16 protein-coding genes are annotated in these 19,535 nt (G+C 65.7%); 5 read left to right on the top strand and 11 right to left on the bottom strand.

Going from position 1 to position 19,535, the window contains the following annotated elements; all coding sequences use genetic code 11:
* The first annotated feature begins 146 nt into the window (after window positions 1-146).
* Window positions 147-1,058: a tetratricopeptide repeat protein gene (locus J1N50_RS13365; RefSeq protein WP_215354240.1), complete on the top strand. Its 912-nt coding sequence runs from the start codon at window positions 147-149 to the stop codon at window positions 1,056-1,058.
* A complete protein-coding gene (locus J1N50_RS13360) occupies window positions 1,058-1,711 on the top strand; it encodes an LON peptidase substrate-binding domain-containing protein (protein ID WP_215354237.1) in 654 nt (217 codons plus the stop codon). The genes J1N50_RS13365 and J1N50_RS13360 overlap by 1 nt, the downstream gene beginning before the upstream one ends.
* Before the next feature lie 34 nt (window positions 1,712-1,745).
* Here J1N50_RS13360 and J1N50_RS13355 read toward each other — a convergent pair whose 3' ends face one another.
* From J1N50_RS13355 to J1N50_RS13340, 4 genes are all read right to left on the bottom strand, one after another.
* Window positions 1,746-2,453, bottom strand: a complete 708-nt coding sequence (locus J1N50_RS13355; RefSeq protein WP_215354235.1) for a sigma factor — start codon at window positions 2,451-2,453, stop codon at window positions 1,746-1,748.
* Between the two features lie 94 nt (window positions 2,454-2,547).
* On the bottom strand, window positions 2,548-3,777 hold the full coding sequence (locus tag J1N50_RS13350; RefSeq protein ID WP_215354233.1) for an FAD-dependent monooxygenase: 1,230 nt from the start codon (window positions 3,775-3,777) through the stop codon (window positions 2,548-2,550).
* Window positions 3,778-3,845: 68 nt separating this feature from the next.
* Complete coding sequence (locus J1N50_RS13345) at window positions 3,846-5,939, bottom strand: RelA/SpoT family protein (protein WP_058456042.1); 2,094 nt, start codon at window positions 5,937-5,939, stop codon at window positions 3,846-3,848.
* A 166-nt stretch (window positions 5,940-6,105) separates the two neighbouring features.
* A complete protein-coding gene (locus J1N50_RS13340; RefSeq protein ID WP_215354231.1) occupies window positions 6,106-6,435 on the bottom strand; it encodes a CC_3452 family protein in 330 nt (109 codons plus the stop codon).
* Between the two features lie 127 nt (window positions 6,436-6,562).
* Between J1N50_RS13340 and J1N50_RS13335 the strand changes: the two genes are divergently transcribed.
* The 3 genes from J1N50_RS13335 to J1N50_RS13325 all read left to right on the top strand — a co-directional run bounded on the left by J1N50_RS13335 (window position 6,563) and on the right by J1N50_RS13325 (window position 9,097).
* Window positions 6,563-7,072, top strand: a complete 510-nt coding sequence (locus J1N50_RS13335; RefSeq protein WP_215354229.1) for a winged helix-turn-helix transcriptional regulator — start codon at window positions 6,563-6,565, stop codon at window positions 7,070-7,072.
* A 91-nt stretch (window positions 7,073-7,163) separates the two neighbouring features.
* Window positions 7,164-8,294 carry a sensor histidine kinase gene (locus tag J1N50_RS13330; RefSeq protein WP_215354227.1) on the top strand — a complete coding sequence of 377 codons (1,131 nt, stop codon included), beginning with the start codon at window positions 7,164-7,166 and terminating at the stop codon, window positions 8,292-8,294.
* Window positions 8,291-9,097 carry a LytR/AlgR family response regulator transcription factor gene (locus J1N50_RS13325; protein ID WP_215354224.1) on the top strand — a complete coding sequence of 269 codons (807 nt, stop codon included), beginning with the start codon at window positions 8,291-8,293 and terminating at the stop codon, window positions 9,095-9,097. Before J1N50_RS13330 ends, J1N50_RS13325 begins: the two co-directional genes overlap by 4 nt.
* A gap of 60 nt (window positions 9,098-9,157) precedes the next feature.
* On the opposite strand, the gene ribA is transcribed toward J1N50_RS13325, so the two are convergent.
* The 7 genes from ribA to J1N50_RS13290 all read right to left on the bottom strand — a co-directional run bounded on the left by ribA (window position 9,158) and on the right by J1N50_RS13290 (window position 19,532).
* A complete protein-coding gene (ribA, locus tag J1N50_RS13320) occupies window positions 9,158-10,216 on the bottom strand; it encodes a GTP cyclohydrolase II (protein ID WP_215354265.1) in 1,059 nt (352 codons plus the stop codon).
* Between the two features lie 5 nt (window positions 10,217-10,221).
* Entirely contained in the window at window positions 10,222-11,013 is a 792-nt protein-coding gene (locus J1N50_RS13315; protein ID WP_215354222.1) for an exodeoxyribonuclease III, read from the bottom strand.
* A 301-nt stretch (window positions 11,014-11,314) separates the two neighbouring features.
* Window positions 11,315-11,956, bottom strand: a complete 642-nt coding sequence (locus J1N50_RS13310; RefSeq protein ID WP_215354220.1) for a LolA family protein — start codon at window positions 11,954-11,956, stop codon at window positions 11,315-11,317.
* 71 nt (window positions 11,957-12,027) lie between these two features.
* A complete protein-coding gene (locus tag J1N50_RS13305; RefSeq protein WP_215354218.1) occupies window positions 12,028-12,447 on the bottom strand; it encodes an aspartyl protease family protein in 420 nt (139 codons plus the stop codon).
* Window positions 12,440-12,679 carry a hypothetical protein gene (locus J1N50_RS13300; protein ID WP_215354216.1) on the bottom strand — a complete coding sequence of 80 codons (240 nt, stop codon included), beginning with the start codon at window positions 12,677-12,679 and terminating at the stop codon, window positions 12,440-12,442. The genes J1N50_RS13305 and J1N50_RS13300 overlap by 8 nt, the downstream gene beginning before the upstream one ends.
* A gap of 91 nt (window positions 12,680-12,770) precedes the next feature.
* Complete coding sequence (locus J1N50_RS13295) at window positions 12,771-15,083, bottom strand: FtsK/SpoIIIE family DNA translocase (RefSeq protein ID WP_215354214.1); 2,313 nt, start codon at window positions 15,081-15,083, stop codon at window positions 12,771-12,773.
* A 117-nt stretch (window positions 15,084-15,200) separates the two neighbouring features.
* On the bottom strand, window positions 15,201-19,532 hold the full coding sequence (locus J1N50_RS13290; protein WP_215354212.1) for a hypothetical protein: 4,332 nt from the start codon (window positions 19,530-19,532) through the stop codon (window positions 15,201-15,203).
* Window positions 19,533-19,535 lie beyond the last annotated feature (3 nt).

The raw sequence follows: 19,535 nt of genomic DNA, 5'->3' as shown, positions 1-19,535 counted from the left end.
ACGGGTGGCTCCCAGCGGGTGAGGCGGGCGATTAGCATCGGCTTTCGGAGTCGGCAAGCCCTGTTTGCGATTTTCTGCGAAGGGTTGGCATATCGCGCGCAAATCCCACATAAGCGGACAAGCGCACAAAAAGGAGCACCGCCGCCGTGGCCACTCTCGGTCTGAACCCGCAGGAAAAAGAAGCCGTCGAAGCCTTCCGCCGCGACGTCGTCGAGCCGTCGATGTCGAAGCTGGTGATCCTCGACTTCTGGGCTGAATGGTGCGGGCCGTGCAAGCAGCTCGCACCGGTGCTCGAAAAGGTTGCGGCCGATTATGCCGACAGGGGCGTCGTGCTGGCGAAAGTCGATGTCGACGCGAACGGCTTCATCGCCAGCCAGTTCCAGGTCCAGTCGATCCCGACCGTCTATGCGATCTTCCAGGGCCAGCCGGTCGCCAACCTGACCAATGCGCGCAGCGAAAGCCAGCTGAAGGCGATTCTCGACCAGTTGCTGGCGCAGCTTCCGGTCGAAAGCGCCGCGAAGGATCGGGCGGTCGAGATCGCGCCGCTGATCGAAATGGGCGAGGCGGTGCTTGCCGAGGGCGATGGCGCGCGCGCGGCCGGCATCTTTTCGCAGATCGCCGAGATGGCGCCGGACAACGCGGCCGCCCACGGCGGGCTGATTCGGGCGCTGCTGCTGACGGGCGATACCGAGGGCGCGGGGCTCGCGCTCGACGCAGTGCCCGCCGAAATTGCGGGCGATCCCGCGATCGTGCAGGCGAAAAGCGCGCTGGCGCTCGCCGCCGACGCGCCCGACGCGAGCGAGCTGGCGGGCTTCGAGGCCGCGGTCGCCGCCAATCCCGACGACCATCAGGCGCGCTTCGACCTCGCCGCCGCCGAGATCGGCGCCGGGAGGCGCGACGCCGCCGCCGACAATCTGCTCCATATCATAGCCGCCGATCGCGAGTGGAACGATGGCGCGGCACGCGCAAAGCTGCTGTCGCTGTTCGAGGCCGTCGGCCTCGAGGATCCGTGGGTCGCGGCGCAGCGCCGCCGCCTGTCGCTGATCCTGTTCGGCTGATGGGCGCCACCGCTCCCCTGCATACCATCCAGCGGATCGCGATCTTTCCGCTGCCCGGTGCCGTGCTGTTCCCGGGGCTGCATTTGCCGCTTCATATCTTTGAACCGCGGTACAAGGCGATGGTGCAGGAAGTGCTGGCGCGCGACCGGCAGATCGGGATGATCCAGCCGCGCCAGATCCCCGGCGAGGAAAATGTCGAGCCGCCCGCGCTCTACGACGTCGGCTGCGTCGGGCGGATCGTCGATGTCGAGGCGCTCGACGAGGGCCGCTTCAACCTCGTCCTCGAAGGTGTCGCGCGCTTCCGCGTCCGCCGCGAGCTCGACGTCACGACGCCGTTCCGGCAGGTCGAGGCCGAGATCGAGGTCGAAGCCGAAGAGGATGCCGCCCTCGCCAGCGTCGAGCGCGCGAGCCTTGAGCGTGAGGCGAAGCGCTTTGCGGCGCGGCAGGGCTATGTCGTTGACTGGGATTCGGTCGGCCAGCTCGACGACGCGACGTTGGTCAACGGCATCGCGCAGGTCGCGCCGTTCGACGCAGCCGCGAAGCAAGCGCTGCTCGAGGCGAGCCCGATCGACGCGCGCGCCGAACTGGTCGTCCAGATGATGCGATTCTTCGGCCGCTTCGACGGCGAGGACGGACGCGCGACGCTGCAGTGATCCGGGTGGCGCCGGCTTTCACGTCAACGAAAAATCAGTGCGGTTTGGCCCCGGCAAGCCGCCCCATATCCGCGAAGGCGCGGCGGACCGTATGACGGTCGGCCTCGCCAAGCCGTTCGACCAGCGCCTCGGTATAGGCAAGCTGGCGCCGGACGAGCGCCCCTTCGTCGCGCACCTTTGCCGCAACCCGCGCCGGTGCCGCCGCGCCGCGTGGCGTTCGCAGCAGCGCCGATTGCCGACGCGATGCCCATTCGGCGACGAGCCGGTCGGCAACGCGCGCCGCCATTCCGTCCGACGCCGCCTGCTCGGTCGCTTCCTCGGCCGCCGGATCGACGAGCCATTCGTCAACGCCCTCGTCGGCGAGCGCCTCGTAGGACAAGGTGGCGGCGACCTGCCGACGCCCCGCGCAACGCTGGTCGCCGTGCAGGCGGAGGCGAAGCGCCTGCAGTTCGGCGCGAATCTGCCAGTTCACATAGGTGGTGAAGAGCGCGCGCGCGGGATCATAATGGTCCGCGGCACGGTGCAGCGCGATCGCGCAAGCCTGCTGCGCATCTTCGGCGACGTCCGACAGGCCATAGCTGCGCGTGAAATAGCGGATGCGCGGCGCCGCAAGCGTCGCAAGCGCTGCAAAGGCGCGGTCGACGCGCGCGCGGGCGCGGGCACCCGGCGCGGCCTCGAGCGCGGCGCGGGCCTGGATCAACGTGGTGACCGCCTGTTCGAGTGCATCGCTTTTCGCTGACATGACCGTTCCCCCCATCAGGGCCGTCCGATGGCCGTGCGACAGGGATAGGCGGCGATGGTTAGCGGGCGCATGGCGCGCGCCTAGGTAATACTACCTATATTTCGGCACCTGCCAGCAGGCGTGGCAGGTCGCCCGCCTCGCCGCGCGCTTCGTCCATGAAGAAGCGCTTGAGCATCGGCATTCGCTGGACTGCGCCGAGCCCCGCGCGGCGGACCGCCGACGCGGTGCGGCCGGGAATCCCGAACAGGCGGGTGAGCCCGTCGGTCGCGAGGCTGACCATCAGGCTGTCGAGCCCGCGCCAGCGCTGGTAGCGCGCAAGCAGCGCCGCATCGCCGAGATCGAGCCCCAGGCGCGCGCCCTCGACCAGCACTTCGGCAAGCGCGGCGACGTCGCGCAGGCCAAGGTTGAGCCCCTGCCCCGCGATCGGGTGGATTCCGTGCGCCGCGTCCCCGACGAGCACGATGCGGTCGCCGACGATCGTTGCGCTGTGATGGAAACCCAGCGGATAGGTCATACGCGGCGCGACGAGGGCCATCGAGCCGAGCAGGTCGCCGGCGCGCTTTTCGAGTTCAGCGGTGAAGCCGCGATCGCCGAGCTTCGCGAAGCCCGGCCCGTCCTTCTCGGAAACCGTCCACACGAAGGCCGAGCGGTGGCGCCCCTGGTCGTCGTCGACGAGCGGCAGCAGCGCAAAGGGCCCGGAAGGGAAGAAGATTTCGTGCGCGACATTGCCGTGCGACTTGCCGTGCGCCACGGCGCCGATCATCGCGTGGTGATGATAGGACCAGCTCGCGATGCCAAAGCCCGCGGCATCGCGCGTCGGCGACCGGCGCCCCTCGGCGACGATCAGCAGCGGCGCGGCGAGCCGGGTGCCGTCGCCGAGCGTCAATGTGACGCCATGAGCGCCCATCTCGCGATGGACGACCGTTGACGGCATGAACAGCCGCACCAGCGGCGCTTCGGCAAGCGCCGCCGCGAGCGCGAGGCGAAGCCGGCGATTCTCGACCATCGTGCCGAGCGCGCGGTCCTCGGGCGACGTCACGAAGTCGAGCTCGCCGGCCTGGCCGCCATCGCTGACCTTGATCGCATGGATCGCGCAGCCATGTCCGGCGAGGCGGCCGGCGATCCCCAGCACCTCGAACATCTGCCACGTCGCGCTGGCGATCGCCGAGGCGCGGCCGTCGAAACCCGGTGCGATCGTCGCGACCGGGTCGGCCGGATCGACGATCTGCGAAGACAGGCCGTGATGCGCGAGCGCCAGTGCCAGCGCCTGACCCACGAGGCCGCCGCCGGAGATCAAGACATCGCTGCGCAGAATTTCGGTCATGGGTTTGCCCTAGCATCTTTCCCGCCGAAGGAAAGATTTCCCACCATCCCGCCGGACGCGCTTTTCGCCTAAAGCCGCTCGGCCTGCACGATGCTGTCCGACGCGCGCAGTGCCGACAGGATGCGCATCACATGGTGGACGTCGCGTACCTCGACGACGACGTCATAGGTATGGAAGCCGCCCTCGCGGTTCGACAGGCGCAAATTGGTGATGTTCGCCGAATTGGCGGCAAGGATGCCCGACATTTCGGCAAGCGTGCCGGGTTCGTTGAGGATCACGACGCACAGCCGCGCGTTGCCGCCCTCGCTATCCTCCTGCCACCTGAGGTCGATCCAGTCGGCGTCGACGCCGTCGGCGAGCCTGGGGCAGTCGATGACATGCACCTCGATCCCCTCGCCGGGACGCGACAGGCCGACGATGCGATCGCCCGGCACCGGATGGCAGCAATCGGCAAGCTGGTAGGCGACCCCGGGGGTCAACCCCGCGATCGACACCGCCGCGCCCTGCGCCAGCTTGCCGGGCTTGGTCTTCATCTCGGCGGTGATGCCGGGGACCAGCGCCTCCAGCACCGCATTGTCCGAAACCCGCTGCTTGGCGATCGCGACATAGAGCGCGCTGTCGTCCTCGAGCTTGAGCCGCGTCAGCGCCGCCGCGCGCGCCTTGTCGCCGACCTTGTTGGGCAGCCGCGCGACGATCTCGTCGTACATCTTGCGGCCGAGCGCGGCGAGCTCGACCTTTTCCTTCGAGCGGACATGGCGGCGGATCGCGGCGCGCGCCTTGCCGGTCACCGCGAAGCCGAGCCAGGCCGGCTGCGGCGTCTGCTTGTCCGACGAGAGAATTTCGACCGTGTCGCCGTTGGCGAGCTGCGTCCGGAGCGGCACGAGCCGCCCGTTGACCTTCGCCCCGACGGTGCGGTCGCCGAGCTTGGTGTGCACGGCATAGGCGAAATCGACCGGGGTCGCCCCCTTCGGCAACTGGTGCAAACTCCCCTTCGGCGTGAAGGCGAAGATGCGGTCCTGATACATTGCGATGCGGGTATTCTCGAGAAACTCCTCCGGATCGTGGGTCTGTTCGAGGATCTCCAGCAGATCGCGAATCCACCCCGCCTGCCCGTCGGGCGCCGCGCCGCCCTGCTTGTACGCCCAATGCGCGGCGAGCCCGAATTCGGACTGCTGATGCATGCCCAGGCTGCGAATCTGGATCTCGATCCGCATATTCTGCTGATGCATGATCGTCGTGTGCAGCGACTTGTAACCGTTGCGCTTCGGGGTCGAGATATAATCCTTGAAGCGGCCGGGAACCATTTTCCACTTGCGATGGATCAGCCCCAGCGCGGCGTAGCAATCGGCGTCGGACGGGGTGATCACGCGAAAGGCGATGATGTCGGTCACCTGCTCGAAGCTGACGTGCCGCTCCTGCATCTTGCGCCAGATCGAATAGGGATGTTTCTCGCGCCCCGAGACCTCGGCCTCGATCCCCGCCTCGGCGAGCAGGTCCTTGATCTCGCGGCTGATCGCGGCGACCTTGTCCTTGCCGCCTGCGGTCAGCTTGGCGAGGCGGCCGGTGATCGTCGCATAAGCCTCGGGTTCCAGCTCGCGGAACGCCAGCAGCTGCATCTCCCGCATATATTCATACATGCCGATCCGCTCGGCGAGCGGCGCGTAGATATCCATCGTCTCCTTGGCGATGCGGCGGCGCTTGTCGGGATTCTTGATGAAATGCAGCGTGCGCATATTGTGCAGCCGGTCGGCGAGCTTGACCAGCAGCACGCGAATATCGTCGGACATGGCGAGCAGGAACTTGCGCAGATTTTCGGCAGCGCGCTCATTCTCGGTCTGCGCCTCGATCTTCGAAAGCTTGGTCACCCCGTCGACGAGCCGCCCGACGTCGCTGCCGAACAGTCGCTCGATCTCGTCGGGGGTGGTCAGCGTGTCCTCGAGCGTGTCGTGGAGCAGCGCCGTGACGATCGTCTCGCTGTCGAGATGCAGGTCGGTCAGGATGCCCGCGACTTCGACCGGATGGCTGAAATAGGGGTCGCCCGAGGCGCGCTTCTGGCTGCCGTGCTTCTGCACGGTGAAGACATAGGCGCGGTTGAGCAACGCCTCGTCGACGTCGGGGTCGTAAGCGCGCACGCGCTCGACAAGTTCATATTGCCTGAGCATCAAGCCCAATGTCGTTCATGCGGGCGCAATTGCAATGCGAAATTTGCTTGCGCCGAGTACGGGGGCGCCGCAATTTTGCTAAGCCTCGTTAAAAGCTTCGTTCACCGGAGTGGACCGGGCGGCGGCGGAGAGGGGAGAGCGTTCGCGCGCCACCCGGTCGGTCGGCTTATTTCACGCCGTTGCAGCGTGCGAGATCGTCGGCCTCGAGCGGCTTGCCGTCGGCGACGAAGCTCTTCACTTCGCCGGCCTTCTTGGCGAGGCCGGTGCAGATGAGCAGCGGCCGGCTCGTGCCGCGACCGGCGCCGCAATTCGCGCCGTCGCAAACCCACACGACATCGCGCGCGACGAACTTGGCCGTCGGCGCCGGACCGGCGAGCTCGGCGCGGTAATAGCTGCCGCTGGCGGCGTTCGCCGCGACGGGGGCAAGCGCGCCAAGGCCGGCGAGCATGGCGCCGGCGACCGCCAGCAGAGGCGCCGGCGAAGAAAGCTTGATCATGGGGAGTCCTTCCTGTTTTGCGCAACCCGAAGGGTTGCAAAATGCAATTGGGTTTGCGGGTTGCAAAATGCAACTAAGGATCCATATTTTTTTGTGCGAGGGGCAAAATTACGTTAGGGCATGGGGCATGGGAAAATTACGCGAACCGCTGAACGATATTTACGGCAACAATTGCGCGCTGCCGCTCGCGCTCGAGGCGATGGGCGAGCGCTGGTCGTTCATGATCCTTCGCGCCGCGTTCAACGGGGTCCATCATTTCGAGGAATTCCAGCAGGAGCTCGGGATCGCGCGCAACATCCTGTCGAACCGGCTGTCGAAGCTGGTCGACCATGGCATCATGGCGCGCGAGGTGATGGCCGAGGATCGCCGGAAGGTGCAGTATCAGCTCACGCAGAAGGGCATCGAACTGCTGCCCGCGATGATCGCGCTGCGCCAGTGGGGAGAGAAATGGGGCGCGGGCGTGCCTTCGACCCCCGTGCTCGTCGACACACGCGACGAGCAGCCGATCGGACCGGTGACGATCACCGCGCACGACGGCCGCTCGCTGGCTTATGGCGAGCTGGTCTGGAAGCATCGCTCCGAATTGCAGCCGCTCGGTCAGGCGCGCGTGCGAATGGCGGCGGTCGCGGCCGAATGATCGCTGCCGCCGCGCGCGCAAAGCTTTTGATCCAGCCCCGTTGACCATGGCGACCAAGCCCGCCTCCGCATCCGTGTCCGCATCCTCCTCGATGCCTTTGTTCGGCTTTTCGTCGCCGGGTCCCTTTTTCGGCAACAAGGTGCGCGCCTTCTGGAATCTCCAGATCCTCGGCTGGTCCGCATGGCTCGGTCTGCGCGGGGTGTCGGGTCTCGCCAACGGCCAGCCCTTCACCTTCCTGATCCCGCAGACGATTTCGGCGATCACCGGCTTCTCGCTGACGCTGATCCTGTCGGTCTGCTATCGTGCGCTGATCAACCGGCGGCCGATCCTGATGTGGGGGGTCAGCTTCGGGCTCGCGGGCCTCGCCGTCGCGCTCTGGGCGTTCATCGACGCATGGGTCGCGCAGATCCAGAATCCGGCGAGCGAGGCGGGCTTCACCAGCCTGCTCCTCGGCGCGATCTATATCGATGCAACCTCGCTCGGCGCCTGGTCGGCGCTTTATTTCGCGATCAACTATTTCCTCCAGCTCGAGGAACAGAACGACCGGATGCTGCGGCTCGAGGCGCAGGCGGCGTCGGCGCAGCTCGCGATGCTGCGCTACCAGCTGAACCCGCATTTCCTGTTCAACACGCTGAACAGCATCTCGACGCTGGTGCTGCTCAAACAGACCGAGCCCGCGAACGCGATGCTCTCCCGCCTGTCGGCCTTCCTGCGCTACACGCTGGCGAACGAACCGACCGCGCAGGTGACGCTGGCGCAGGAGATCGAGACGCTGAAGCTCTATCTCGATATCGAGAAGATGCGCTTCGAGGACCGGCTGCGCCCGCACTTCCACATCGACCCCGCGGTCCAGCGCGCGCGCCTGCCCTCGCTGCTGCTCCAGCCGCTGATCGAGAATGCGATCAAATATGCCGTCACGCCGCAGGAGGAAGGCGCGGACATCACGCTCTCGGCTCAGCTTGCCGGTCAAAACGTCCGGATCACCGTGTCGGACACGGGGGCAGGATTGTCAGAGGGGGGTGTTGATCCCACCACTGGCGTGATTGCAACGGAATCGACCGGTGTGGGTTTAGCCAATATCCGGGACCGGATGGCGCAGGCTTATGGCGACCAGCAGCGGTTCGAGGTGCAGTCGGGCGCCGACGGAGGTTTCACGGTGATTATCGAGTTTCCTTTTCAGCCCGATGGACAAGTGACGACGATTGGAACCGAACGGACATGACGATCAGAACCATCCTGGTGGATGATGAAAAACTGGCGACCCAGGGCCTGCAATTGCGGCTCGAAGCGCATTCCGATGTCGAGGTGGTCGACACCGCGCAGAACGGCCGCGAGGCCATCAGAAAGATCAAGACGCATAAACCCGACTTGGTGTTCCTCGACATCCAGATGCCGGGATTTGACGGCTTTTCGGTGATCCAGGGCCTGATGGAGGTCGAGCCGCCGCTGGTCGTCTTCGTTACCGCCTATTCGGACCATGCCATCCGCGCGTTCGAGGCGCAGGCGGTCGATTATCTGGTCAAGCCGGTCGAGCCCGAGCGGCTGGCCGACGCGCTCGACCGTGTCCGCCAGCGCCTCGCCGAAAAGCGCGGCGCGGCCGAGGTCGAGCGGCTGAAGACCGTGCTCGCCGAGGTCGCACCCGAGGCGGTGGAGGATTATGACGCCGAGGTTCAGGCCGACGCGCACGCCGCCGACCGCTATGAAAAGATGATCAACATCAAGGACCGCGGCCAGATTTTCCGCGTCGACGTCGACAGCATCGAACGCATCGACGCCGCGGGCGACTATATGTGCATCTACACCGCCGACAATTCGCTGATCCTGCGCGAGACGATGAAGGATCTGGAAAAGCGGCTCGATCCGCGCAACTTCCAGCGCGTCCATCGCTCGACGATCGTGAATCTCAGCCAGGTCAAGCAGGTCAAGCCGCACACCAACGGCGAATGCTTCCTCGTGCTGGGATCGGGCGCGCAAGTGAAGGTCAGCCGCAGCTACCGCGACGTGGTGGCGCGGTTCGTCCACTGATTTTCGCTGCCTGACGGCACCGGCGGCACCGGCCCGCTCCCGCGCAGCGGGAACAAACGGCTAAAGCTGATGCCCTGTCCGGTCGCGCTTGGTCGCGAGATATTGCTCGTTATACTTGTTCGTCGGCAGCGCGAGCGGGATGCGCTCGACGACCTCGACGCCTTCCTTCTCGAGCCGTGCGACCTTCTCCGGATTGTTGGTCATCAGCCGGATACGCGGGATGCCCAGCAACTCCAGCATCCGTCCCGCAATCGCAAAATCGCGCGCCTCGACCGGAAAGCCCAGCCTGAGGTTGGCGTCGACCGTGTCATACCCCTGGTCCTGCAGCGCATAGGCGCGCAGCTTGTTGACGAGCCCGATCCCCCGCCCCTCCTGCCGGAGGTAGAGGAGCACGCCCCACGGCGCATCGGCCATCGCGTGCAGCGCGGCATGAAGCTGCGGGCCGCAATCGCATTTGAGGCTGCCGAGCACGTCGCCGGTCAGGCATTCGCTGTGCAGGCGGACCACCGGCGGATTGTGATCGCGCTTGCCGATGACGAGCGCGACATGGTCGGAGGCTTCCTCGGGGCTACGGAAGGCGACAATCTCCGCCGTTTCGCTCGCCTCGACCGGCAAACGCGCACGTGCCGCAATCTCGAGCCGCGCCGGGTCGAGCAGCGCCGCGACGTCCTCGACCGAACATTGGGTTTCCGCCGCACCCTTCGCTTCACGGACCAAAAAGGCGGGGAGCAGACCGGCGTGGCGCGCCATCGTCATCGCCGCGCTGGCGGCCGCCTCGCCGCCGGTTGCGATCGTCTGGAACGGCCCCTTGAGCGGGTGAGCGAGATCGAGCGCGGGGTCGGCGATCGCCAGCGCGGCCGCGACGCTGTCGGTCGCGCCCGCGAGCCGCACCGGCCCCGGCGTCGCGGCGGGGCGCTGGTTGGTGAGCTTGAGCGTCACGGCGCGTTCGCCCGACAGCAGCAGATCCTTGCTGCCGAAGTCGGCCAGCGCCGTGTCGCGCGCGCTCTCGACCGCGAGCAGATCGAGCGTGCCGTCGGCGCCGGTCACGCGGAACGGCCAGCCGCGGCGTAGCGCATCGATCGCGCGCGCGGCCCTCCGCGCGTGCGGCTGGTCGGCGATCTCGCTCAAAAGGCGAACTCCGTGACGATGGGGATGTGATCCGACGGGCGCTCCCAGCTCCGCGCGGGCTGGACGGTCCGGTGCGCGACCGCCTTTGCCATCAGGTCGGGGGTGACCCACATATGGTCGAGCCGACGGCCGCGATTCGAGGCCTCCCAGTCCTTTGCGCGGTAGCTCCACCAGGTGAAGAGCGGGGTCGGCGCCTCGATAAAGTGGCGGCCGAGGTCGACCCAGTTCGACGCGGACTGCAACCGCGCAAGCGTTTCGACCTCGACCGGGGTGTGGCTGACGACATCGAGCAAGGCCTTGTGGTTCCAAACGTCGCTTTCGAGCGGCGCGACATTGAAGTCGCCGGTCAGGATCGTCGGCGTATCGACGAGCGTTGCCGACCATTCGGTCATGCGGCCGAAAAAGTCGAGCTTTTGTCCGAACTTCGGGTTGAGGTTGCGGTCGGGAATATCCCCGCCGGCGGGGATATAGACATTGTCGAGCCGCACGCCCGACGGCAGCGTTACGCCGATATGGCGCGCCTCGCCATTCGCCTGCCAGTCATATTTGCGCACCTCGGTCAGCGGCACGCGGCTGATCGTCGCGACGCCATGGTGCATCCGCTGGCCGTTGGTGACGATATGGGTGTAGCCGAGCTGTTCGAACATGGCCTTCGGGAAAAGGCCGCACTCGACCTTCGTCTCCTGCAGGCAGAGCACGTCGGGCGCTTCCTCGCGCAGGAATTTCTCGACGATCCCGATGCGGGCGCGGACGCTGTTGATGTTCCACGAAGCGATGCTGAAGGTCATTCGGCTGGCTCTATCGGCGCAGCGCGTCGTTAGCAACGGAGCGCGAGCGGCAAAACGACACGCGCAAACATAAACCCCCGTTCCAGGGGCGGTGGAACGGGGGTTCAAGGTCAGCGTTCGTCACGCTCTTGAATGAAGAGGCCTGGCATTCCGGCTGGGGCAACAGGGGGAAACCCAAATCCGGAGGCCGTGGCGGCGTCTTCGAGAGTTGTTTAGCCCGGTTTCCCTGTCGCCAAGCTGAACAACGTGCCGTCTGCTGTCGTTCGTCGGCTCTGAAGCGCCGTTCGTCGAAGCATTCCGATCACACCTTCTTGCGCGGACGCGGATCGGTCCATTTGAAGGCGGAATCGGCGACCGCGACGTTGAACCTCTGATTGCTGAGGTCGATGCGCGTGCGGTTGTTCTGCGAATCGAGCGCCACCCAGCCGCGCAGACGCAGGCCGGCTGGCGCCGACCCGTCGCGGATGAACACCATGGTGATCGTGCCATATTCGGGTCGCTTCGGATCCTTGACCTCGACGCTCAGCACCTCGTCGCTGCCGGTCGGAATCACCTTCGCATATTTCGACAGGTCGCGTTCGGGATCGAGCAGCGCGCCGAGCGGCGAATTCTTGACCGGCCAGCTTTGCACCTGCTTCACCTGATAGTCGATCATCGTCAATCGGCTGCCGTCGCCGACGATCAGCAGCGGGACATCCTTCTGATACTGGAAGCGGATCTTGCCGGGACGTTTCAGGGTCAGCTTGCCCGACAGGCGCTGGCCGTTGCGGTCGGTCTGGACGAAATCGGCGGTCATCGAGCTCGTCGCCTTGAGGTGCGACTGCACCGACGCCAACGCGCTGGCCGACTGTGCGATCGCGGGGGCGGCGATCGCAAAACCCGCGGCGAGCGCGGGAACGAAGGTGAAGGCGGCAAGACGGGTGAGCTTGGTCTGGAAGATCATCTGGCTCTCTATTCTGCTATTGGGCGGCCGAGCATGCCATGCGGGCATTGAACCCGCCCTGAACTGCACCTTCAACAAAATGTCAGGCGGCAACTTCGGTTCCGGGCGATGGAAAAATCGCATTGGCCGAGGATATCCATGCCGACGCTGGCATCGAAATGCTCGCTGGGCCCAAAGCGGAGACCCATTATGCCATCGAATACATAGGGAAAGGAAGGCTGGATCCGGTCCGATGTGTCGGCGAACAGCCCGATACGGAAAACGAACGTGTCGACCATGGCCTCGCCGTGTGCAGCCTTTACCAGCCGCTTCCCAACCGGAGCCAAATCGAGCGCTTCGACGACTGCCGGCATGATCCCGCTCGACGTCGCGCCGGTATCGACCAGCGCCGTTACTGGATGGAAACGAAGATCGGCCGGATCGTCGGCCCGCAGAATCGCGGCGGGAATGACGATGCGGCGGCCATCATGCCGCCACTCGATTTCAGGCATGCGACCAGACGCCCAAATCAATGGGTTCGTCGTTGACCTCCTGGATCGAGAAGAGCGCGTCGGGAAATCGTTCTTTCCCCGCAATCAGCGCCGCGCCGGGGAATTCAAAGAAGTCGATGATCTGACCGTGGCGCAGCAGCGCAAATTCCCCTCTATGCGAGGTCAGACTCGCATGCAGCTGGCGCTGAAACGCATCAAAATTGGCATCAATCTCGGATCGAATGCTAGTCATGTCGCTATCCCCCGCAACCACAGCCTAGGTGGTCGCAAATCACTGGCAAGCTCGCCGCGGCGAAGCGTTGCCGACATGAGTCTGGCCGAGATCATCTTGGCTGGCCATATTGATCGGTCAGCACGTCGCGGCGGCCGACATGGTTCGGCGCGCTGACAATGCCTTCCTCTTCCATCCGCTCGATCAGGCGCGCCGCGCTGTTGTAGCCGATCCGCAACTGTCGCTGCAGCCAGCTCGTCGAGGCCTTCTGGCTTTCCGCGACGATCTGGCATGCCTTGGCATACATGCGGTCCTCTGCGCTGTCGCCGCCCGCCGGGGCGCCTTCCATCGCGAAGCCGCCGTCCTCGGGGTCTTCGGTGACGCTCTCGATATAGTCGGGACGGCCCTGCCCCTTCCAGTGATCGGCGACCGCGCGCACTTCGTCGTCGGAGACGAAGGGACCGTGGATGCGCGTGATCTGCTTGCCGCCGGGGACATAGAGCATGTCGCCCTTGCCGAGCAACTGTTCGGCGCCCGCCTCGCCCAGAATGGTGCGGCTGTCGATCTTCGAGGTGACGTTGAAACTGATGCGTGTCGGCAAATTCGCCTTGATGACGCCGGTGATGACGTCGACCGACGGACGCTGCGTCGCGAGGATCAGGTGGATGCCCGCCGCGCGCGCCTTTTGCGCCAGGCGCTGGATCAGGAATTCAACCTCCTTGCCCGCGGTCATCATCAGGTCGGCAAGCTCGTCGACCACCACCACGATCTGCGGCAGCGGCGCATAGTCGAGCGTCTCTTCCTCATAGACCGGCTGGCCGGTGTCGGGATCGTAGCCGGTCTGGACGCGGCGCCCCAAGGACTTGCCCTTGGCGAGCGCGCCGCGCACCTTGTCGTTGTACGAGGCGAGGTTGCGCACCGACAGCGACGACATCATCCGGTAGCGATCCTCCATCTGCTCGACCGCCCATTTGAGCGCGCGGATCGCCTTCTTGGGTTCGGTAACGACGGGCGCAAGCAGGTGCGGGATATCGTCATAGACGCTGAGTTCCAGCATCTTGGGATCGATCATGATCATCTTCACCTGATCGGGGCCGAGGCGATAGAGCAGCGACAGGATCATCGCATTCAGCCCGACCGACTTGCCCGACCCCGTCGTCCCCGCGATCAGGAGGTGCGGCATCGGGGCGAGGTCGGCGATCACCGGGTCGCCGCTGATGTTCTTGCCGAGGATGATCGGCAGCGCGCCGGTCTGGTCCTGGAACAGCGCGCTGCCGATGATTTCGTGCAGCACCACCGCCTCGCGGTGCGCGTTGGGCAGTTCGATGCCGATCACGGTGCGGCCGGGGATCGGCGCGATGCGCGCCGACAGCGCCGACATGTTGCGCGCGATATCGTCGGCGAGGTTCGACACGCGGCTCGCCTTCGTGCCCGGCGCGGGTTCGAGTTCGTACATGGTGACGACGGGGCCGGGACGAACCGCGGTAATCACGCCCTTGACCTGGAAATCCTCGAGCACCGATTCGAGCAGGCGCGCATTGCGTTCGAGCGCCGCCTTGTCGATCGCGCCCGCCTGCCGCTCGGGCGCGGGGGCGAGCAGGTCGATCGAGGGAAGCTGATAGTTGGTGAACAGTTCGGTCTGCGGCTTCGCCTTGGGCTTCGACGGCGCGGCGCGCTGCACCGGTTCGGCGATCTCGGGCGGAGCACGGTCGATCGGCTCGGCGCGCGGGCGCGGGCGGATCACGCGCTCCATCAGATTGGGCGCCTTGACGGTGCCGTCGTCGGTGCGCGCGGGGTCGACAATCCGCCCCCCCTCGGCCGCCGGAAGCCTAAGCCGCGACGCCCAGCCCTTTTCGAGCCGCAGCGCACGGAAGGCGAGCCAGAGGCCGATCCCGACGAGCAGCAGGATCGTCCCGAAGCGGGCGAGCGCGGCGACGGGGTCGCCCGCCAGTTCGAACAGGGGCGCCACCGCCCCGCCGACGACGAGCGCGATGATGCCGCCCCAACCCGCGGGCATCGGCGCGCCGTTCGCGGGCGCCCATAGTTCGGCGCCGAGCCCGACGAGCAATATACCCGCAAAACTATAGGCGAGCTGTCGCGGCCAAAAAGGTTGCGGCTCGCCCGACCATAGCCGCCACGCCATGATCCCGAGCAAGGGGAGCAGCAGCACGATCGGGGCGCCGCCGATCGACAGGCCAAGGTCGGCGAACCACGCCCCGGCGCCGCCCATCCAGTTCGCGGCATTGCCGTTCGCGGCGGTATTGAGCGCCGCATCGGTGCTGTCATAGGTCAGGAAGGCGAGGGTCAGGAAAATCGTGAAGGCGGCCAGCCCCACCGCCCCGGCTATGACGAGGCTGCGCGCGATGCTCTGGCGAAAAATAGTGCGCCAATCGGCCTTTCCGGCGACGGGCTTGCGGCTGGCCATGCTGTTTTCGGTCCCCATGGGTGAGTGCAGGGCGATATGCGCACGGGGCGGACTCGCCGTCAAGCGAGCAGGGGTCGGGACGCTTGTTCAACGGCCCCCTTGCCTGGCCTGCGACGTTCAGTTCGGGTAAAGCAAGGGCGGCCGCCACGCCGCCTGATCGACCTCGTCGCGGACCTTGTACAGCTGGCCCTTGCTGTTGAGGAACAGCTTCTCCATCTCGCTCCGCGTGAACGGACGCGAACCGACGCGGCCGAACACGGCGATCTGCCCCCCGCTCTCGTCGACTGCGCGGTCGCGGTCGAGACCCTTCGACAGCGCGATCGCCGGCGACGGGGTCCTCGCCCACGCGATCAGCTCGGGCGTCGGCTTCGGAGAGAAGCCGTAAAGGCCGGGATTGTCGGGGCTGGTCAGCTGCAGCACCTTGATGCCGTTCCGGCCGTCGGCGACATAGGCGAAGAGCGAGGCGTTGGTCGACGCGACGATTACATCCTCGGCATCGTTCAGCTTGCCGTCGAAGGTCAGCGCGGGCCAGACCACCGGCGCCGCGGGCCGCGTCACGTCGACGATCACCAGCCCGTCGGCCTTCGCCGCGACATACATATACGTCCGCGCGAGATAGATTTTCCGCGCATTGGCAAGCCGCACATTGCCTTCTGGCACCGGCACCGGCTGCGCCATATTGGTGATGTCGAACAGGCTGACACCGCCGGCATCGGTGACCCAGAGGTAGCGGAACTGCACCGCGCTGGCGCGCGCGTCGGTCAGCGGCAATTGCGCCGTGACCTTGGGTTCGAGCGGCGCCGACAGGTCGACGACGACGAGCCCCGCATCGGTGGTGACATAGGCGTAATTGCCGGCCAGCGTGACATGCCTCGCGCCCTTCAGGACATTGTCCGGATTCCACGTTAGCGCGCGCGTCAGCTTGTTGTCGCGGAATTCGCCGTTCGCCATCGTGTCGATATCGACGAGGACCAGCCCCTCGACGCTGTCGGTGATGACGGCGTAGCGATAGAGCGGGTGAAAGGCCTGCTCGTGATTCTCGGGGAAATCCTTCACGATATGGTCGTTGCGCGAGATGCTGATCGGCTGGTTGGTGCCGATCGCCATGCAGGTTGCGTTGGTCGTCTTCACATGCGTGTCGTGCCCCAGCGGCGAGAAAGGCGCGCGGACGATGCGTTCGGAGAAACCCTTGTTGCCGATCGAGGCGACGTCATAGACGCGAAAGCCGCCCTTGCCCTCGGCGACGAACATATATTCGCCGCGCTGTTGCAGGCAGTTCACGCGGCCGCTCGTGCCCTGGTTGATGTTCGCGAATTCCTCGAGCGCATATTTCTCGCCCGAAATCTTCTTGTCGAACACCTTGCCGCGCACCCAGTTCTTGAGCTCGCGACCGTTCTGGTTGACGTGCATGTCCCAATAATCGGGATAGGCATATTTCTGGAGATAGCTGCCGATCACCGCCTGCGGCTCGTCCCATTCGGTGACGCGCGTCGCCTGGAAACTGTCTTCCTGTCCCGACCAGACGTTGAGCCCGACGAAGTTCACGAAATTGGTGCCCATCAGCAAGAGCTGCGACATGATCGCATTATTGTCGTCGGCTTCGGACAGGTGGCAGTCGGTGCATTGCTTGGTTTCCTGCCGCCGTACCGTGTGCGGGAAGTGCGGTGCGAAGGCCTGGCTCGAGAAGCCCGCGGCCGAAATCGGCGGCTGCTGCACATAGATCCGCTCGCGATTGAGGTTTGTCGACGACAGGATCAGTGCCGAGGTAGATCGTACCGGCGTGATGATCCCGCGCACCTCGCCGTTCGGACCGGGTTCGCCGGGCTTGGTCAGCATGTGGCGGCCGAGCTGGAACATCTCGTCGCGCGCCACTTGCGGGTTGTAGGTCGCAAAGTTGCGCGTCTCCTCCCCCTCGAAATGGTGCATCTTGGTCTTCCAGTTCGCCTCGATCGGCAAATGGCAGCCGCCGCAACTCGTCGTCCAGGAAAGGTGGCAGGTGAAGCAGGTCATCTTGTCGTCGCCGTGCGCGCGATCCTCCTTCGCGACGCCGGGGCCCCATTCGAACTTGCCGTCGTCGGCACCCGAGCGCGACATCAGTTTCGCGCGCGCCGCCTTGGCATTGAAATGCGGCCCCGGGGTCACCGCCTGCTTGACGAGGCTCACCTGCCATTCGAGCTTCGGATCGACGATCGAGCGCTGGATCAGGCCGGTGACCTCGCCATCGTCGTTATACTGGAATTCGAAGCGGCGGCGGCCGTCCGAATTGCGGAGCAGCGCCAGATTGGTGCCCTGCGGCCGCGCCGCGACGTTCGACGTCAGCAGGTTCGGCAGCGCGTCGGCGGTGCCGTGGCAATCCTTGCACCCGATCTCGACCGCGTTCGCGACCTCGCCCTGGATATAGCCGTTGCCATGCGCATCCTGCGCGAAGTGGCAGTCGGCGCACTGCATCCCCTTTTCGGCATGGATGTCCATCATGTGCACCGCCTTGCCGGGGTTGAGGCCCGGCGGCACGAATTTGCCCTCGCGGCCGTCGGGGGCCGCGGTCGACAGGCAGAGCTCGCGCTCCTTCGCCTCGGTATAGTGGCTGCAGCTCTTGCGCCATTTCTCGGGATCGGCGGGGTCGACAATATGCGCCTTGTCGGTGCCATAGGTCGACATATTGCCCTCGGCATCGAGCAGATTGCCGTTGCGGTCGCGCTTGAAGATGCCGCGGAAGTTCCAGCCGTGGCCGTGATAGTCGGCGAACTGGGTGTTCTGGTTGGTGTCGTTGACGTCATAGACGTCGCGCAGGAACTCGACGTCGGACCATAGCCCGCGCGTCGCCGCCCCCTCGGGATTGCGTTCGAGCGTCTTGTGGACCTCGGCCGCGGTCGGATAATGCTGCTGCTTGTATTTCTTCTGATAGTCCTCGTCGCTCATCCCCGGCGGGCGCGGCGCGGTGCTGTTCGGTCCCGGCCACATCTGCGGCGCGTCGGATTCATAATCCCACATCGTGTAGCCGAGATAGGAGTTCAGGAAGATGTTCGGCTGGTGCATGTGGCAGGTCATGCACTGCGCGGTCGGGATCGCCCGCGTGAAGGCGTGGCCGATCGGGTGGCCCGATTCGAGGCGTTCCTTCTTTGCCTGGGCCGGCGGTCCGGCCTTTGCGGCGGCGGGGTCGACGAGCGCGCCATGCTGGTCGGGATCGGGAGCATGCTTCGCACCGTCACCATGGTCCGAACCGCCGCTGCCGTGACCGTCGCCGTGCCCGCCGCCATGTTCGTCGCTTTCGGGCTTCCACTTGCGGTCGCGGATCGTCGGGTCGACCGTCGCCGTCTCGCCGTCGCGGCCGTATTGCGCATAGATCAGGCTGTGCCGCGGCTCGCGGTCGTTGGCGTAGATGACGTGGCATCCCGCGCAGCCCGAATGGCGATAGTCGCCCGGCTGGTCGTTGGTGCCCATGAACCACATGAAGGGATCGTTGAGGCGCGTCTTGTGGATGTTGAGCACCGGGATCGCGACGCGCAGCCCGGTGCCGGGGCCACGGTTCGACTGTTTGAGATCGGGCCGGCCCGGCTCTTCGAGCCGCTGGATGCTGCCCGTCGGGTTCGGCAGGCCGATTTCCGCGAACTGGGTGTTGATATTGCGTCCGCCGCGCTCGAACACGCGGAAGACGTCGCCGGGCGGAATCACGCTCCAGCGCGGGAGCGGATACATTTTTGCGAGCGCGCCGCGCTTCTTCTCGGCGTCGGTCAGGATCTTGTCGAAACCGAAGCTCGGCTTGCACGCCTCGGCATATTCCTCTTTCGTCAGCCGCGACGAGGGCGAAAGGAGGCACGCCGGCTTGCCGTCGCGCGTATAGGCCTCACCGAATATATAGTTCTTATAGGGGACGATGCCGTTGTTATACGCCGCGCCGCCCCACAGCATCGCGCCGGTCGACATCAGCGAACGCTCGGTCGCCTCGATCACCTCGAGGTGGCAGGCTCCGCATGCTTCCCGCGCGACGCGATAGTCGCTGGGGTTCACGAAGCGGATATATTCGGGCGCTTCCTTGTTGAGCAGCGTATAGCTGCGCTTCGGGTTCGCGGGACTGTCGCCCCACGCGCCGGGCAGGGTCGGTTGCGGGTGCGCGGCCTTCTTCGCTGCGAGATTATAGGCGCTTTCATAGCCGAGTTCGGGTTTGCCGAAGGCTGCGGGCGAGGTCGAATCGCCGCCGTGGCAATCGGTGCAGCCGAGCCTCACCGCGGGCGTCTTGTGCATCGTCGGCTGGTCGGTGCGGACGTGGCAGCTGTAGCAACCCGCCGATTTCTCGGCCATCTCGGCCTCGCTCTGCTCCTTCGGCGCGGGCGGGGTGAAGCGATAGACGACCTTGACCGGCTTTTCCTCCTCCGACGCGCGTACCGCCTGACCGCCGAACGCCAGCGCCATCACCAGAAAAGCGAAGAGAGCGAAGAGCTTGCGCGCCATCGG

It is taken from the genome of Sphingopyxis soli, from assembly GCF_018682675.1.
Classification (GTDB): Bacteria; Pseudomonadota; Alphaproteobacteria; order Sphingomonadales; family Sphingomonadaceae; genus Sphingopyxis; species Sphingopyxis soli.
The sequence above is the reverse complement of the archived record's forward strand: the minus strand, read 5'-3'. Positions and strand labels throughout refer to the sequence as shown.